Origin of the sequence: Streptomyces sp. NPDC001796 (genome assembly GCF_042892355.1) — a bacterium.
Taxonomy (GTDB): domain Bacteria; phylum Actinomycetota; class Actinomycetes; order Streptomycetales; family Streptomycetaceae; genus Streptomyces.
Genome location: NZ_JBIAUC010000027.1, coordinates 1 through 13,891 on the forward strand (window position 1 = coordinate 1; position 13,891 = coordinate 13,891).

Sequence of the window (13,891 nt, forward strand, 5' to 3'; positions counted from 1 at the left end):
CCCCCGGCCGCCACCCGCTACCGCACCGCCCCCGATCTTCTCGCGGCCGCGGACGAGTAAACCGACACACCGACAAGTTAATTCTTTACGGCTTCTCTGGACCCAGCACCTCTGATGCCGGGTGTCGGGGAACACCTCGGCCAGGGCGTTCCAGAAGCCGAGGGCCCCGTCGCCGACCGCCAGGACGTCGGGCGCGCATCCCGCGGCGTTGGCAGTCGCGCAGCAGGTCGGCCCAGGAGTCGGCCGATTCGCGGTAGCCGTCATTCATGGCGATCAGCACTTTCTCCCGCACGGGCCGGACAGCTCGCCGTGGTCGGGCGGCCGGTGGGGACCGCCCCCGCCGGTTCTGCCAGGAGCGGGCCGCGGACTGCAGTTGGACCTCGAGCCGAGTCTGTGGGGCGGGAATGGGTCGTGCTGCTCCTCTCGACCCGAGGGCTGCGGCCCGGGCAGCGGCCCTCAGGGCGTCACGCCGAAGCGTCGACGTCCGGCGGCGGAGGTGCTGATGCTAGCCGCCGGCCCGCCCATGCGCAGTCTCGGCACCCGAGTCTGCAACGAAGTCGCGGCGGGGTGGGCTCAGATCAAGCCATCTCGTCTCCCGCTCAACTAAGGGACGCTGTCCTGCGGTCCGAGAATCCTTTCTTCCGGCTTCGGCCCAGGCCAGCGACGGGGCGACCTCCGTCGGTCCGTCGGCGGAGTGCCCGCTCGGATTGTCCGGATCACAGTCCCGTTCCCCGCTGATTGTCAGTGGCGTGCACGAGGGTGCCGTCCGCAGTCCACGTCCACCCCTTGCCGAAGGAGACCGGTGCAGCCGACGCCGTCATGCAATCCCCCGCGCGGGCTACCACTCAGTCACCGTCCCCTTGACGAGTGAATCGAACGCGCCGGTGCCATGCACGCAAGCCCGTAGCGCCTGCCCGTCGCGTCATGCGTCGAACTTTCAATCGACCGTTCGCTCGATGCCACCCGTATCGGTCCCGTGATCAGGGCCGTTGTCCGGTGTGCTCTGCCCGATTCCCCTACCGAGGAGAACCCGTGAATCCCGTGCTCGTACTCACCGCCCTTCAGCCTGCGTTCGAGAACCCTCCGGCGCAGGCGGCCTCCCCGACCGCACTCCGACGCCCGGTTGATGCCCGACGCGCCCTGTTCGCATCCGCATCACGACCGTCTACGAGGTGGGGTGCATGACCGACTCGACCATGCCCTCCCCGGCCCTGCTCGCCTGGGCCGCCAAGGAACTCGGCGCAGAGGTGTCCGTTGCCCAGGACGCCCCACACCAGCGCGAGAACTCCCGTGTCTGGGCCCTTAGTCGCGCTGGGGGCCTGCGGTTCTACCTGAAGGTCTCGCCGAATCCTCGGATGTACGAGCGGGAGACCTTCGCCCTGCGTCACGCCGTTCCTGCACTCGGCGCCGGCCGCGCACCACAGCTGCGCGCCTCGAGCGCCGAGCACCTAGCCCTGCTGCTGACCGCCGTCCCCGGAACTCCGCTCAAGCAGCTGAGCATGTCGACCGCCGAGGAACTCCGCGCTCACCGGCAAGGCGGGGCTCTACTGGCTCTGCTGCACGCGGCTGGCGACCTCTCCGGCCCCCGTCGTGTTGAGGCCGAGCAGGCGCTGCCGGCCGCCGCCGACGGCGCCGACAAACACCTGCGACAGGTCGGTGACCTGCTGACGTCGGCGGAGCACAAGCTGGTGCGTGGCCTCGCCGAGCAGCTGTACGATCTGCCACCATTGCCGCTGGCTTTCATTCACGGCGACGCCTGGCCCCGCAATCTCCTGTGGTCCCAGCACCTGGGGCATGCCGGGTGGATCGACTTCGAGCGGTCGCGGTTCGATACGGCGGTGCGGGACTTCGTCCTGATGAGCTGCGGGATCTGGGCGGATCGGCCCGACCTGCGCGCTGCGTGGATCCAGGGCTACGGGCGTGACCTGCTGCCCGAGGAGCGGCACGCGCTGAAGGGGCTGGCGGCGCTGGACGCGGTGAGCTGCATGGCTTGGGGCCCCGCGCACGACGATCCCGTTGTCACCGCGCGTGGACGGCGCACCCTGGATCGGCTCATGGCGGGGGTGTTCGCATGACGTCGCCCCAGGACAACGAGGTGACACCTGTGGTCGAGGCGGATCCAGACGCCGGTGAGACGGTGGCCGTCCCAGCGGCCCGGGCGGGGTCTCCGCAGCCGGCCGCGCCTCCGGAACTGGACTACAACGGGCGCAAGCACCGGCGGGCCATGGACGACGCGACATTGTGGGATATGGCTCGGCGGATCCCCGTGGCACTGGCACAGACAGCCCGGCTTGCCTGGTCCGTCGACAGGAGAATGGCGATCACCATCGTCGTCTGCCAGCTGTTGTCCGGCCTGGGAACGGCGGTGATGCTGACCGCGGTCGCCAGGGCCTTGCCGAAGCTGAACTCATCCGATCCGCACAAGGGGCTGGAGCAGGCATTGCCGGCGCTGACCGTCGCGGTGGTGGCGATGGCTACGGGGGCGACCATGTGGATCCTCGCAGACTGGGCGACCCGACGTCTGAACCCGAAAATCGCCTCGGCCGCCGACCTCACCCTGGTCGACCTGCACATGCGCGCCGAGCTCTCCGCTTACGACACTGAAGGCTTCACCGACCGCAGCCAGGCCGCGGAGATCGGTGCTTTGCGCGCCGTCGACCTCGCCGACGATGCGAAAACGCTCACCAACGGCCTTGTTCAGCTGGTTTCCGCCGCGACGGTCCTCACCTCCCTGCATCCGCTGCTCCTGGGCGTTCTCCTGCTCTCCGTGATCCCGCGGGGCCTGGGCGGGGTGATCGCCGCTCGCATCGACTACCGCGTCCACGACCGGACCATCTCCGCCCGCAATGTGAGAGGCATGATGCGCTGGTGGCTGACCACCGCGGATCTGGCCGACGAGCTGCGCGCCAACACCATGAGGCCGTATCTGCACTTCTGGTACCGGACGATGTGCGAGCGGGTGGAGGGACGGGAACTCGAGGGCGCTCGCCCCTACCTGCTCGTGACCCTGCTCGCCGCCTCGCTGGCGGGCTTGTTCACGCTCGGCATGTGGGCTTCGCTTGCCGCACTGGTCCTGGAGGGCGCAATGTCGGCCGCGATCGCGGGCACCGCTGTTGTCGCTGCGCAGACCGCCGGGCGCGCGCTCAACTCGATCGTCCGGTATGGCGCGGTCATGTTCCATCACGGGCTCTACCTCAGCGACTACTACGAGTTCGTCGACGAGGTCCGGTCCATGACCTCGGATCGGGGCACCGCTCAGGTGAAGGCGCCCCAGCAGATCCGTCTCCGGGGCGCCAGCTACACCTACCCGTCCAAGGACGCCCCGGCGCTGCATCCGGTCACGCTTACCCTCAACCGGGGCGAAGTCGTCGCCTTGGTCGGCGAGAACGGCGCTGGCAAGTCGACGCTGATCCGGCTGCTTACCGGGCTGACCACGGCCAGCGAGGGAGCGGTCCTGTGGGACGACACCGATCTGGCCACCGCGGACGCGGAATCCGTGTGGCGGCATGTCGGTCTCGTCCCACAGAAGAACGGTCACTGGCCATTGGCGGCACGGGAGAACATCACCCTAGGCCAGCCTCAGGAGCACAGCGACGACAGGGTCTGGGCGGTTGCGGAGCGGGTCGGCATGGGTGACGCGCTACGCGCGCTACCCGGACAACTCGACACTCTGCTGGCCCGATCGGTGTGGGGCGGGCACGAACTGTCCGGCGGGCAGTGGCAGCGCCTGGCGTGCGGTCGGGCGATGTACCGTGAGCCGGCTGTTCTGGTCCTGGATGAACCGACCAGCGAGATGGACGCCCGTGGCGAGCACGCGATCTTCCGTGAGCTGCGCGCGATGGCGCCGGGCCGCATCACGATCGTGGTCACACACCGGCTTGACAACGTGAAAACGGCTGACCGGGTCGTTGTTCTCGACCAGGGCCGGATCCGCGAGCAGGGTCGATCCGAGGACCTCATCGCCACCGAGGGCAGTCTGCTCGGCGAGCTGCACGCGCTCGCACAAGACCGCTGACAGTCCGCACCACGGGGCCGTGCTGCGGCTCGGCACGGCCCCTCGTTCCCTCCCGTCTGATCGGCAGCATCATGCACGGCTCAAAGCACGAAGTAGCGAACAGCAAGGCATGGACCGCGTACGGCCACCACCATCTCCAGCGAGGCACCGCCATCGCCTGGGGCTTCTGGCCAAGTGGCCCCGGCGCCGAGGTCCTGGGCGACCTGTCCGGCCGACGGGTCCTCGATCTGTGCTCTGGCCTGGGTAGGCACGCCGCCTATCTGGTACGCGAGCACGGTGCGGTGGTCGACGCCGTCGAGGCGGCTGCAATCGGACGCCGGTCCGCACCCGCCGGGCAACGCAGTCCGATGGGCGATCCGCAGGCCCAGGTGGTCGCGGTGACCGAGTGCTCGTCGCACGCGGTATTGGATGCGGTGATCGGCGGCTGGAAAGACTCCGAGCGGATCGTGTCCGACGAACTGGAAGCCCATATCGGGGCAGGGACGCTGGTCTTGGCCGACCGCGGGCTATGGGGCCTGGCTCGCTGGCACCGCTTTCGCGACCGCGGCGCCCACCTCCTGTGGAGGATCGAGCGCCGTGCCGCCCGCAGGGTCCAGGACGTCCTGCCGGACGGGAGTTACCTGGCCCTGATCCAGGCGAACAAGCACGCCAAGGCCGCCGGAACCGTCAAAGCCCCACCGGCTCTGGTGAGGGTGATCGAGTATCGCGTCGACGGCCAGACGGACGTGATCCGGCTGGTCACCAGCCTGACGGACCATGAGAAGTATCCGGCCGCCGAACTCGCCACCCTGTATGCCCGACGCTGGGAGATCGAGATCGTCTTCGACGAGATCAAGACTCACCAGCGCGGAAGACCCGTCCTGCGCTCGCAGACTCCGGAAGGAGTCAGGCAGGAGATCTATGCCCACCTGATCGTCCACCACGCGACCCGCGACCTGCTCAACGAGGTGGCCCGGATCGCGCAGACTTCCTCCGAGCGGACATCGTTCACCCGGCAGGGCTTCGGCGTAGTCTCTTGACGTCCGGTTCGTGATGATCTGCCGCGGAAACGACGGTACGGCGGCTGCTGGGCCGTATCGACGGCGACGCGTTGGACCAGGCGGTGCGTCACTGGCTGGCCGACCGGCGCACCAGCACCGACGGTCAACTGCGCAGTCCGGCGGTCGACGGCAAGAGCCTACGCGGAGCGGCCAGGTCCAGGGGGCGGGAAGGTCCACCTGCTCGCCGCATGCGACCACGTCCGCGGCTTGGTTCTGGCCCAGCTCGACGTGGGTGAGAAGACCAACGAGATCACCTGCTTCCAGCCGCTGCTCGAGACTATCGCCGACCTGGCGGGCGTGGTCGTGACCAGCGACGCGATGCACACCCAGCGCGAACACGCTCAGTACCTGCTCGGCCGGGACGCGCACTACATCATGATCGTGAAAGGTAACCAGAAGAAGCTCCGCAAGCAGCTCAAGTCCCTTCCCTGGAAACAGATTCCGCTGCAGTCACGCACCCGCGACGCCGGACACGGCCGGGGCGAGATCCGCCGGATCAAGGTCTGCACGGTGAACAACCTGCTCTTCCCCGGGGCCCGCCAGGCCGTCCGGCTCAAGCGTCGCCGCGTGGATCGCAAGACTGGCAGGATCAGCATCAAGACCGTCTACGCCGTCACCAGCCTCACCGCCGAACAGACCACCCCCGCCGACCTCGCGAACCTGATCCGCGACCACTGGAAGGTCAAGGCCCTACACCATGTTCGAGACGTGACGTTCGCCGAGGACGCTTCCCAACTGCGGACCGGCACCGCCCCTCGGGCCATGGCCACCTGGCGCAACCTCGCCATCGGCGCCCTCCGCCTCGCAGGGAGCACCAATATCGCCGCCGGCCTGCGATACAACGCCCGCGACGCACGACGTCCCCTCCCCCTCCTGGGACTCACATAACCACAAACCCGACTACGCCCAAGCCCTGGGGCTTACGTGACCACGGAACGGCATCCCATCGAGGCTCTGCCCACGGGCCTACTCGCCCGGCGGAACTCGAACGAAGCCCTCAGTCCAATCGTCCTCATCGAGCTGGCAGGCGTCGAAGTAGAAGCACTCCGGTTCATCACGGAAGCCTGGTAGCAGTCGAGCCTGACGCACTCGCTCTTCGACCCGTTCAAGGGTTGAGTAGATACCGAGCAGCTTTACGTCGTCGCCGTCCGACTCGTCGCAGTACACGCCGCTCTCATCGACGTGCACTGTCGAGCCGTCGTCACCGGCTTCGTTCTGATGGCCGACATGCCACAGCGGATACACGATCACGGGCGCGAAGCTACCAGCACTCGAGTTCGTGGAGCCTGCGACTTTCGGCGCCCCTCACCTCCCGGGGAGCCCGTGATCATAAACCGGGCATCATGCGACTTCGCCGAGGCCCTGCACAGGCTTCCAAGCCGCCGCAGGGGTTCGGAGTACGAGCAGGCCGCCCACGACTCGGCGAGCGGCCCTGCTTCCCTGCAGCGTTGCGCTGCCTGCGGTCAGCTCTGGTCGGCCGTGCGGCGCCTGCGCGCGATGAACACTGCGCCAGTGCCGACCAACCACGACCGCGAGACCGACACCCGCGGCGACGGGAGTGCTGCTCGACGCGTCGGTCCTGATCGCGTGGCAACGTACGCACTACCTACTGTAGGTGCTCGTAGACGTCGTAGTGGCTGCCGCTGACGAAGATCGTCTTGCGGTTTGCGGCGGCCTTTCGGCGGGCGTCCAGCGCCTGCATCGAGCGCCCGCGACACACAGACGGCGCCGGCGAGAACGGCGGCGTGCACCCCGTTCATGAAGGCGTTGCCACTGCGCTCGACTGCGGCCCTCGGCTGTGCGGGCTGTCGCCGCCACCGGGAACACGTCGATCACGGCGTGCGGGCCATGGTCCGCACCGGGCGGCGCGTACAAATCGACCACGCGCCATCCGGCCGTCGAGCAGAGCCTTGGCGAACGCTTTTGCAGTTCGTGGAATTCGCCACATTTACTCCCCTCAATGCAGATGAATGACATAAAAATGGGTCTTCAGCCAATAACAGTCCTCCGGTAATCAGCTCCAGGGATGCAACGACCAGCGGCATGGGAGAAGCGTTTGATCACGGTAGGTAAGCGACGCACCGGACTGATGGCCACGGCCGGCGTATTCGGCGGTGTACTCGCCCTCACGGCCACCGCCGGCATCAGTAACGCTGCCACCGGCGTCAGCACCACCGGGAATCACCCGAAATCGCAGACTCGGGTAGACCACGCGGGCGCCCAGGATGCTTCCGACGCCCGAATAAAGATCACGCCCGGGCAAGGTGCCTACAACGTCGGAATCGACGACCCCGTCAAGGTCACCGTCAGCAACGGCATGCTCACGGGGGTGACCATGACCGCCGTCGCGACCGGTGCCGAGATCCAGGGAACCCTGTCCGCGGACGGTACCTCGTGGAAGCCGAACAGCCGGCTGGAGCGGGCCACCAGGTATCAGATCGCCGCAGAGGCCCAGGACGCCGGGGGCCGCTCCACCACCGGGAACGCCACGATCACCACGGTCTCCCCGGCCAACGACTTCGTCGGACACCTCTCCCCCGAGGACGGCTCGACCGTCGGCGTGGGCATGCCGGTGGTGGTCAACTTCGACAAGGCGGTCAGCGACAAGGCCGCCGTGGAGTCGGAGATCCAGGTCAGCGCGAGCAGCGGGCAGCGGGTCGTCGGTCACTGGTTCAACGGCAAGCGCTTGGACTTCCGCCCCCAGCACTACTGGAAGCCCGGCTCCACCGTCACCGTCAAGCTCACCGTCCACGGCGTCCGGAAGACGGTCACGTTCAAGATCGGCCGAAGCCAGATCAGCACCGTCGACGCCAGGACCAAGCAGATGACCGTCGTACGCGACGGCAGGACGATCAAGACCATCCCGATCTCGTCCGGCAGCCCCGAGCATCCGACGTACAACGGCCGGATGGTCATCTCCGAGAAGTTCAGGCAGATCCATATGAACGGTGCGACCGTCGGTCTCATGAAGCACGGCAAGCCCGCCTACGACATCAAGGCCGTACCGCATGCCATGCGCCTGACCGACTCGGGCACATTCGTCCACGGCAACTACTGGGGTGCCGACTCGGTCTTCGGCAAGGTCAATACCAGCCACGGCTGCGTGGGCCTGAAGGACGTCATGGGCGGCGGCGACGACAAACAACCCGCCGCGTGGTTCTTCGACAACTCGATGATCGGTGACGTCGTGATCGTCAAGAACTCCGAGGACAAGACCCTGTTGGCCCCGGACAACGGCCTCAGCGACTGGAACATGCCGTGGAACGAGTGGGTCGCGGGCAGCACGGCCCCCTGACACTCCGCCACTCTCCGTCCTCGCCCCTGCGACACCCCGTGACAACAGCGGCACCGCGCTCGGCGTCGACCGGGCTCTCTCACGCCACTCGCCTCATCCGTCGGGACGCCCGCACAGGGGCGAGGAGGCCGGGTCTCACCACCCCGGCGGGTCGTTCCGGGGCTCGCGCCCGGGAACGACCCGCCGTCGTGAGTGCCTGCGGTGCCCTTTACCGGCCTAAGCCGTAGGCGAACAGGCGGTCAGTGCCCGTCGCGCCCGTCACCGGCAGGGCGATCGACGCCACCTGTTTGGATGCGTCGAGCGAGACCTTCGTGGCGAAGACTTAAGTTTTCACGTTGTCCTTGCCTCCGCTTCCGGTGTCCGGTAGTCCGTCGTGTCACCCCGCGCGCGGCTTGCTCCTCCCGGATCACGGTCGGCTCTGACAGGAAGACATCCCTGTCGACGGGGCCGCAAGCGATGTTGAACGTGTCGAGCCAGTACGACCAGCCGCGGATTCCCAGGGCACTGGTGAACCGTAGTCCAACTGCCATCTGACCCGCTGCCCGGGAAGCAGTCGAACTGCCGGCGGCCTGCGCGGCCGAGGCGGCAACCCGAAAATTGGTTCCCCACGAGCGAGCACCCGAAGCCAATCACCTTGATCCCGCAAGCTGACGCCGATCACGGCTGCGCCCTGCTCGTCCTCGCCCACCTGCGGTGCGGGCACACCTACGCCCGGCTCACCGCGACCACATCGCGCGCCGTGCTGACCACCCATAGCCCCTACTGAGGGAAAACCCTGGAAGGGCGGGCGTGCTCTTGTCGCGGCCGCCGCCAGGCGCTTCACTGGCGCTGCTCTCCCCCCACAGGAGAACACCCGTCCCATCGGTAGAAGGGTTTCTCTTGACCGTCCTACGTGCGTCCGCCGTCACCGCCGCAGCCTGTGCCGCCGTGCTGGCCACCGCCCTGCCGTCGTCGGCCATCAACTCCTATAACGCGACGCCCGCACCCGAGCGCACCGAGGTCGGCGCGCTGGTCGCGACCTGGGACAACGACGGCGACCCCACGACACCCGACCGGGTCGACTGGGTCTGCTCCGGAACCATGATCGACGCGGACACGTTCCTGACTGCCGCGCACTGCACCACCGATTGGCCCGACAACGTGAAGTTCTACGTGTCCCTGGACCAGGACGTGCAGGCCGGCCTCGACGCCGCCGCGAAGAAGTATCCAGGCGATCCGGCCGCGCAGGCGGGCGCCGTCGCCGTCCAGGGCACCGCCCACAGCCATCCCGACTACCCCGGGCCCGCGTCCGACCCGCACGACATCTCGGTGATCGAGCTGCCCGCGGCCAAGGTCAAGGCCCGCTGGTCCTTCACTCCGGCCACGCTGCCCACCGCCAACCAGCTCGGCGCGCTCGGCCCGCAGGCGCTGAACTCCACCGACTGGTTCGTCGCCGGATACGGCACTCAGGAGGCCCAGCGCGGCCCCGGCGGTCAGACCCACCCCGGCGGCGGTGTCCGGATGAAGGCGCCTGTCACCTTCGACGCCCTCAACGACGCGTGGGTCCGCCTGGCGATGACCGCGCCCCAGGGCAACGGCGGCGCCTGCTACGGCGACTCCGGCGGCCCGAACTTCGCCGCGATCGGCGGCCGGAATGTGCTTGCGGCCACCACGATCACCGGCGACGGCCCGTGCTACGCGACGAACGTGTCGTACCGCCTGGACACCCCGGGCGCCCGCGCCTTTCTGGCGCCGTTCGTGAAGCTGCCGTAGCGCCCGCCAGGCACAGCCCGCCACCTCCGCAGCGCTTTTACCGCGCTGCCGGGCCCGCCGTCGACTGCGGCCCCAGACGACCATCGGCGGCGGGCCCGTCCGGCGACCGGACCGGACGCCTTCCGGCGGTGCGCTGCCCGGTCCCCCACTGGTGGCGCCACCTCTCCCCGCCCACCCGGCGGGGAAGCGTCGTCGCGCGTTGTCAGCGCTGGCGGCGAAACACACTGCGAAGATTGCCAGCCTCCGCAAGAAATTCTCACAAGGCGTCACTTGACCCCGCGGCCCCCGGCCGACGGAACGCGATCCGATCAGCCGCGGCGATGCTGCCGACACCGGCGGCCGCAGCTCCGACCGCCGAGGCGGCGGCCGCACCTCTACCTGGCTTTCAAGAGCGCGAACGGTTCGTGGTCACCCATTCAAAGAGCCGGAGGCAGTTCCCGCTGGACGGGGACAGGCCCGAGCTGCCCGCGTACCGCCGCGCCCGGCCGAGTGATTCCTGTGCACCGCTCGGGCGCAGGCCAACGTGCCGCCCAAGGACAGCCAGCATCTCTTCACTACCGTCAGGGACGCTGTTGGTCGCAGGTACCGGCAGCGGTCCCATCCGGGAAGCTGTGAGGAGTTGAGCGTCCATGGCCGTGTGTGACGTCTGCGGCAACGACTACGAGATGTCTTTCGAAGTGCACGCCAAGGGAGGAGCCGTCCACACCTTCGACAGCCTCGAGTGCGCCGCCCAGCGGATGGCACCGATCTGCGAAAACTGCCAATGCCGCATCCTCGGTCACGGCCTCCAGGCCGACGGGCAGTTCTTCTGCTGCGCGCACTGCGCCCGTCAGCAGGGCAAAGCAGAACTCGTAGACCACGCCTGACCCGCACGACTGGGCTGACGCCCCTGACAGCCACCTGAACTGCTCAAGGCCGCGACCAGACACACATCCGCGGAGCCGTGGCACCTGGCCAGTCGCACACACACGACACGGCACGCCCACCCCTGCACACGCAACAGCCGTTCATGGCGCGCCATAGGCAACGCAACGGAAGGCCGGCGATGACGCGCAGGTCGTACACTGACCGCTCCCGTTGCAGTCCCACAGCTGGAGCTGCGTTCCGTCGGCCGTGGAGAAGCCCGGATCGTCGAGGCAGCGGCCGGAGACGGGGTTGCGGTAGCCGCCGTTGTAGGGCTGCCAGACCTGGTTGGAACCGCCGTGGCAGGCCCAGATCTGCACCTTGGTGCCCTTGGCGGTGCCCCCGCCGGCGGCGTCGAGGCACTTGCCCAGGGAGCGCAGGGTGCCGTCCGTGTAGGCGGACCAGACCTGGTTGGCGCCGCCGTGGCAGCCCCAGATCTGGACGGCGGTCCCGTCGGCGGTGCCGGCGCCGTTGACATCCAGGCACTTGCCGGTGATCCCGGACTGTACGGGCGCGGGTGCGGGGGCGGGGTTCTTCAGCCATCCGGCGCTGTCCGCAGCCTGGATGCCGCGGTGGAAAGCGTCGGCCATCTTCTGGTAGCCCGCGTCGTTGGGATGCAGGGGGTCGGACAGGTCGGCCGTGGTCAGGCTGCTCATGTCGACGTATGCGACGTGTTTGCCCGCGGCCTGTGCGTCGCTGACGATTCGGGGGATGGCCTGGTTGTACGTGCCCCGGTGCTGCTCCTCCGAGCTGTTGTCGGACACGATCAGGGAGGCGACGAGGACGGTTGCGTCGGGGACGTCGGCGGTGATCTGGTTCACCAGCGACTTCAGCCCGGCGATGGCGGCGTCGGCCCCGGAGGCCCCTATGAGGTCGTTGGTGCCGATATGCAGTGTTACGACGTTGGGCCGGTAGCGGGTCAGCGAGGCGTCGGCGAGTGCGGCGATCTCGTCGATGTGGTATCCGGGGTGGCCTTCGTTGTCGGGGTCGGACATCGAGCCGTTCCGCACCGTGCCGACGAAGTCCAGCGGATGGCCGTCCGCCGCAAGCTCGTTCCACAACGGCCCCCGGTAGCCGTTGCCGTTGCTGCTTCCCACGCCCCAGGTGATCGAGTCGCCCAACGGCATGACCCGCAGGGGCGTGTCTGAGGCGGCGGACGCAGGGGTGACACCTGACGCCGTCACCGCGAGCGCGGCAGTGACAAGCGTGACCAAGGATAATATCCAAGACCTTCTCATGCACGCGTCCTCTTCTGCGAGTGAGTGCTGCGTCAACGGGGCTGACCGCCGTTCGTGTCAGCAGCCCGGCCGTCGTGCCGTCCCGTCGGGCGTCGGCGGCCGCCTGACGTACCGGCAGAACGGCGCGGGGTTGGGGCCCCTTGCGCTGTGAGCGTTGACAACACCGAGTCTGTCCGGCGTCCCGTCTACCCCCGGCCCCCCATACCGATCGGGTCGGCCAGTACCGGCCCCACAAGCGCACTCGTACAGACATCACGCTGATCCCCGTCTGGGACATCCCATGAATGTGCGGCCGGGATCCAGCCCGGCGAGGCGCATATCCGCACGGGCGCGCTGCACGAACGCTGGCCGGCGGTGTTTCCCTCCGGGCAGGGCAGCGATCTGGCCGGCGTCGTGGTGGAGGCCGGCCCGCACGTCCGGGGCTTCGCGGTGGGCGATGAGGTATTGGGCTTCACCCATAGGCGGGCCAGCCATGCGCAGTTCGTCGTGGTCGATGACGTGAATCTGGTCTCCCGTCCGGCGGGGCTGGCCTGGGACGTGGCCGGGGCGCTGTACGTGGCCGGCACGACCGCCTACGCCACCGTGTTCGCGGTGGACCCCGGTCCGGACGACACGGTCGTCGTCTCCGGTGCGGCGGGCGGAGTCGGGTCGCTCGCCGTGCAGCTCGCGCGGCGGCGCGGCGCCACGGTGATCGGGCTGGCGAGCGAGCGGAACCACGCCTGGTTGAAGCATCACGGTGTCCTTCCGGTCGGGTACGGGCCAGGTGTGGTCGAGCGGATCCGTCAGGCGTCCGGCGGCAGGGTCGATGCGTTCATCGACACCTTCGGCGACGGCTACGTAACACTCGCAGTGGAGCTGGGCGTGCGGCCCGAGCGCATCAACACGATCTGCGACTGGCAGGCGGCGGCCAAGGTCGGCGCGCGAACCTACGGAGAAGGCGCGGCGGCGAGCGCAGTCGTACTCGGCGAGCTGGCCCGGCTGGCCGCACGCGGGCAGTTGGAGGTGCCGATCGCCCGCACCTACCCGCTGGAGCAGGTGCGAGACGCCTTCCGCGAGCTGGAACAGCGGCACACCCACGGCAAGATCGTGCTCCGGCCCTAGCCACGGCTGCCCGAGGCGACCATCGAGCGAGCATCCCGGACATCAACGCTGCGTCCCCGCCAGCGCTGTCGAACGCCGACCAGGCTCGGTACCCGGCTCCGGACAGCTGGACTTGGCGTCGGCGTCCGGGAACGGGATGAGGAGCTGCTCGGGCATCGCGGCCTGCTGATGGGCAACGACGACGTACAGGGCGCGACCGTTGCGGCGCGCAGCCGGACGCTGCACGGTGGAGGTGATGAGCGCGCGGTCGTACGGCAGCGGGACGCGCGGGATGTCCCACCCCCGGGATCCAGGGGTACGAGCGGTGTTCGGGGTGCCGGTGCCGGCCGGGGGCTGGTGCTCCGGACCGGGTTCGGTGTCCGGTCGGCGGCGGGCGGGCAGCGGGTCGGCCAGAGCCCAGCGGGTGGCAATGCTCCCGCCGGAGCCAGTGGAACAGCTCTCCGCCGTCGGTATGCGATGGACATGACCGTACGGAGGGACAGCCTCCTCCTATGCGGCCTTCCAACGCTGGTCAGCTCATCCTTCCACCCTTCGGCGAGGGTCACGG

The 13,891-nt window shown here is 68.6% G+C and carries 11 protein-coding genes and 2 pseudogenes; 9 read left to right on the forward strand and 4 right to left on the reverse strand.

Annotation, left to right across the window (positions count from 1 at the left end; translation table 11 throughout):
• Positions 1-78 precede the first annotated feature (78 nt).
• Positions 79-301 (reverse strand): annotated as a pseudogene (locus ACFYZE_RS33210) (transposase); the annotation flags it as partial.
• 880 nt (positions 302-1,181) lie between these two features.
• Here ACFYZE_RS33210 and ACFYZE_RS33215 point away from each other — a divergent pair.
• The 4 genes from ACFYZE_RS33215 to ACFYZE_RS33230 all read left to right on the forward strand — a co-directional run bounded on the left by ACFYZE_RS33215 (position 1,182) and on the right by ACFYZE_RS33230 (position 5,943).
• Positions 1,182-2,075 (forward strand): phosphotransferase, encoded by an 894-nt coding sequence (locus ACFYZE_RS33215; RefSeq protein WP_389002471.1) that lies wholly within the window; start codon positions 1,182-1,184, stop codon positions 2,073-2,075.
• The gene (locus ACFYZE_RS33220; RefSeq protein ID WP_389002474.1) at positions 2,072-4,015 is read left to right on the forward strand and encodes an ATP-binding cassette domain-containing protein; all 1,944 of its coding nucleotides are present in this window, start codon (positions 2,072-2,074) and stop codon (positions 4,013-4,015) included. Before ACFYZE_RS33215 ends, ACFYZE_RS33220 begins: the two co-directional genes overlap by 4 nt.
• 71 nt (positions 4,016-4,086) lie before the next feature.
• A complete protein-coding gene (locus tag ACFYZE_RS33225; RefSeq protein WP_389002477.1) occupies positions 4,087-5,034 on the forward strand; it encodes an IS4 family transposase in 948 nt (315 codons plus the stop codon).
• A 228-nt stretch (positions 5,035-5,262) separates the two neighbouring features.
• A complete protein-coding gene (locus ACFYZE_RS33230; protein ID WP_389002480.1) occupies positions 5,263-5,943 on the forward strand; it encodes an ISAs1 family transposase in 681 nt (226 codons plus the stop codon).
• 78 nt (positions 5,944-6,021) lie between these two features.
• On the opposite strand, the gene ACFYZE_RS33235 is transcribed toward ACFYZE_RS33230, so the two are convergent.
• Entirely contained in the window at positions 6,022-6,306 is a 285-nt protein-coding gene (locus tag ACFYZE_RS33235) for a hypothetical protein (protein ID WP_389002483.1), read from the reverse strand.
• Between the two features lie 775 nt (positions 6,307-7,081).
• On the opposite strand from ACFYZE_RS33235, the gene ACFYZE_RS33240 reads away from it, so the two are divergent.
• Positions 7,082-8,350, forward strand: a complete 1,269-nt coding sequence (locus ACFYZE_RS33240) for an Ig-like domain-containing protein (RefSeq protein WP_389002486.1) — start codon at positions 7,082-7,084, stop codon at positions 8,348-8,350.
• A gap of 395 nt (positions 8,351-8,745) precedes the next feature.
• Here ACFYZE_RS33240 and ACFYZE_RS33245 read toward each other — a convergent pair.
• A pseudogene (locus ACFYZE_RS33245) lies at positions 8,746-9,005 on the reverse strand (hypothetical protein); the annotation flags it as partial.
• On the opposite strand from ACFYZE_RS33245, the gene ACFYZE_RS33250 reads away from it, so the two are divergent.
• The 3 genes from ACFYZE_RS33250 (at position 8,985) to ACFYZE_RS33260 (ending at position 10,968) form a co-directional block, all read left to right on the forward strand.
• The gene (locus ACFYZE_RS33250) at positions 8,985-9,116 is read left to right on the forward strand and encodes a hypothetical protein (protein WP_389002657.1); all 132 of its coding nucleotides are present in this window, start codon (positions 8,985-8,987) and stop codon (positions 9,114-9,116) included. The pseudogene ACFYZE_RS33245 and the gene ACFYZE_RS33250 sit on opposite strands and share 21 nt — an antisense overlap.
• Positions 9,117-9,229: 113 nt before the next feature.
• Complete coding sequence (locus tag ACFYZE_RS33255; RefSeq protein WP_389002488.1) at positions 9,230-10,102, forward strand: trypsin-like serine protease; 873 nt, start codon at positions 9,230-9,232, stop codon at positions 10,100-10,102.
• Between the two features lie 629 nt (positions 10,103-10,731).
• The gene (locus ACFYZE_RS33260; RefSeq protein WP_200419964.1) at positions 10,732-10,968 is read left to right on the forward strand and encodes a hypothetical protein; all 237 of its coding nucleotides are present in this window, start codon (positions 10,732-10,734) and stop codon (positions 10,966-10,968) included.
• A gap of 141 nt (positions 10,969-11,109) precedes the next feature.
• On the opposite strand, the gene ACFYZE_RS33265 is transcribed toward ACFYZE_RS33260, so the two are convergent.
• The gene (locus tag ACFYZE_RS33265) at positions 11,110-12,243 is read right to left on the reverse strand and encodes a ricin-type beta-trefoil lectin domain protein (protein ID WP_389002491.1); all 1,134 of its coding nucleotides are present in this window, start codon (positions 12,241-12,243) and stop codon (positions 11,110-11,112) included.
• A gap of 297 nt (positions 12,244-12,540) precedes the next feature.
• Here ACFYZE_RS33265 and ACFYZE_RS33270 point away from each other — a divergent pair, with 297 nt between their 5' ends.
• The gene (locus ACFYZE_RS33270; RefSeq protein WP_389002645.1) at positions 12,541-13,344 is read left to right on the forward strand and encodes an NADP-dependent oxidoreductase; all 804 of its coding nucleotides are present in this window, start codon (positions 12,541-12,543) and stop codon (positions 13,342-13,344) included.
• The last annotated feature ends 547 nt before the right edge of the window (positions 13,345-13,891 follow it).